This is a genomic window from Aeromonas sp. R2-3, assembly GCF_040908375.1.
GTDB lineage: Bacteria > Pseudomonadota > Gammaproteobacteria > Enterobacterales > Aeromonadaceae > Aeromonas > Aeromonas veronii.
Genome location: NZ_JBFODP010000002.1, coordinates 1 through 2,846, shown reverse-complemented (window position 1 = coordinate 2,846; position 2,846 = coordinate 1). Strand labels below are relative to the sequence as shown.

At 53.2% G+C, this 2,846-nt stretch carries 1 rRNA gene; it reads right to left on the bottom strand.

From position 1 onward, the window contains the following. A 23S ribosomal RNA gene (locus AB5Z02_RS00025) occupies positions 1–2,825 on the bottom strand; the annotation flags it as partial. Between the last annotated feature and the right edge of the window lie 21 nt (positions 2,826–2,846).

Below are 2,846 nucleotides of genomic sequence, written 5' to 3'. Positions count from 1 at the left end.
CCTATCAACGTTGTGGTCTCCAACGGCCCTTTAGGACCCTCAAGGGGTCAGGGATGACTCATCTCAGGGCTCGCTTCCCGCTTAGATGCTTTCAGCGGTTATCGATTCCGAACTTAGCTACCGGGCAGTGCCACTGGCGTGACAACCCGAACACCAGAGGTTCGTTCACTCCGGTCCTCTCGTACTAGGAGCAACTCCCTTCAATCATCCAACGCCCACGGCAGATAGGGACCGAACTGTCTCACGACGTTCTGAACCCAGCTCGCGTACCACTTTAAATGGCGAACAGCCATACCCTTGGGACCGACTTCAGCCCCAGGATGTGATGAGCCGACATCGAGGTGCCAAACACCGCCGTCGATATGAACTCTTGGGCGGTATCAGCCTGTTATCCCCGGAGTACCTTTTATCCGTTGAGCGATGGCCCTTCCATTCAGAACCACCGGATCACTATGACCTACTTTCGTACCTGCTCGACCTGTCCGTCTCGCAGTTAAGCTGGCTTATGCCATTGCACTAACCTCCTGATGTCCGACCAGGATTAGCCAACCTTCGTGCTCCTCCGTTACTCTTTGGGAGGAGACCGCCCCAGTCAAACTACCCACCAGGCACTGTCCGCGAGCCCGATTCAGGGCCCTGCGTTAGAACATCAAACATACAAGGGTGGTATTTCAAGGACGGCTCCAGCGCAACTGGCGTCACGCCTTCAAAGCCTCCCACCTATCCTACACATGTAGGTTCAATGTTCAGTGCCAAGCTGTAGTAAAGGTTCACGGGGTCTTTCCGTCTAGCCGCGGGTACACCGCATCTTCACGGCGAATTCGATTTCACTGAGTCTCGGGTGGAGACAGCATGGCCATGGTTACACCATTCGTGCAGGTCGGAACTTACCCGACAAGGAATTTCGCTACCTTAGGACCGTTATAGTTACGGCCGCCGTTTACCGGGGCTTCGATCAAGAGCTTCGCTTGCGCTAACCCCATCAATTAACCTTCCGGCACCGGGCAGGTGTCACACCCTATACGTCCACTTTCGTGTTTGCAGAGTGCTGTGTTTTTGATAAACAGTCCCAGCCATCTGGTCACTGCGACTCCCAACTGCTCCATCCGCAAGGGACTTCACTGTCAAGAGCGAACCTTCTCCCGAAGTTACGGTTCTATTTTGCCTAGTTCCTTCACCCGAGTTCTCTCAAGCGCCTTGGTATTCTCTACCCGACCACCTGTGTCGGTTTGGGGTACGATGACTTGTAATCTGAAGCTTAGAGGCTTTTCCTGGAAGCAGGGCATCAATGGCTTCCACACCGTAGTGTGTTCGTCTCGTGTCTCAGTGTTGTGTCTCCGGATTTGCCTAGAAACACCACCTACGCACTTTCACCAGGACAACCGTCGCCTGGCCCACCTAGCCTTCTCCGTCCCCCCATCGCAATTACAAGTCGTGCAGGAATATTAACCTGCTTCCCATCGACTACGCCTTTCGGCCTCGCCTTAGGGGTCGACTCACCCTGCCCCGATTAACGTTGGACAGGAACCCTTGGTCTTCCGGCGAGGAGGCTTTTCACCCCCTTTATCGTTACTTACGTCAGCATTCGCACTTCTGATATCTCCAGCATACCTCTCGATACACCTTCGCAGACTTACAGAACGCTCCCCTACCACTCATACATAAGTATGAATCCGCGGCTTCGGTGCCTGGTTTGAGCCCCGTTACATCTTCCGCGCAGGCCGACTCGACTAGTGAGCTATTACGCTTTCTTTAAATGATGGCTGCTTCTAAGCCAACATCCTAGCTGTCTGAGCCTTCCCACATCGTTTCCCACTTAACCAGAACTTTGGGACCTTAGCCGGCGGTCTGGGTTGTTTCCCTCTTCACGACGGACGTTAGCACCCGCCGTGTGTCTCCCGGATATTACTTACTGGTATTCGGAGTTTGCATGGGGTTGGTAAGTCGGGATGACCCCCTAGCCCAAACAGTGCTCTACCCCCAGTAGTATTCGTCCGAGGCGCTACCTAAATAGCTTTCGGGGAGAACCAGCTATCTCCGAGTTTGATTGGCCTTTCACCCCCAGCCACAGGTCATCCCCTAACTTTGCAACGTTAGTGGGTTCGGTCCTCCAGTTGATGTTACTCAACCTTCAACCTGCCCATGGCTAGATCACCCGGTTTCGGGTCTACACCTTGCAACTAGACGCCCAGTTAAGACTCGGTTTCCCTACGGCTCCCCTATACGGTTAACCTCGCTACAAAATGTAAGTCGCTGACCCATTATACAAAAGGTACGCAGTCACCCCGAAGGGCTCCCACTGCTTGTACGTACACGGTTTCAGGTTCTATTTCACTCCCCTCACAGGGGTTCTTTTCGCCTTTCCCTCACGGTACTGGTTCACTATCGGTCAGTCAGGAGTATTTAGCCTTGGAGGATGGTCCCCCCATATTCAGACAGGATGTCACGTGTCCCGCCCTACTCGATTTCACATCAAGGTTGTTTTCGTGTACGGGGCTATCACCCTGTATCGCCGGCCTTTCCAGGACCGTTCCACTAACTTCCAAGATGCTTAAGGGCTAATCCCCGTTCGCTCGCCGCTACTGAGGGAATCTCGGTTGATTTCTTTTCCTCGGGGTACTTAGATGTTTCAGTTCTCCCGGTTCGCCTCTGTTACCTATGTATTCAGTAACAGATACCCGAGTTATCTCGGGTGGGTTTCCCCATTCGGAAATCTGTGAGTAATAGCGTCTCTTACCGACTTCTCACAGCTTATCGCAGGTTAGTACGTCCTTCATCGCCTCTGACTGCCAAGGCATCCACCATGTACGCTTAGTCACTTAACCATACAACCCCAAGAAGTGTCG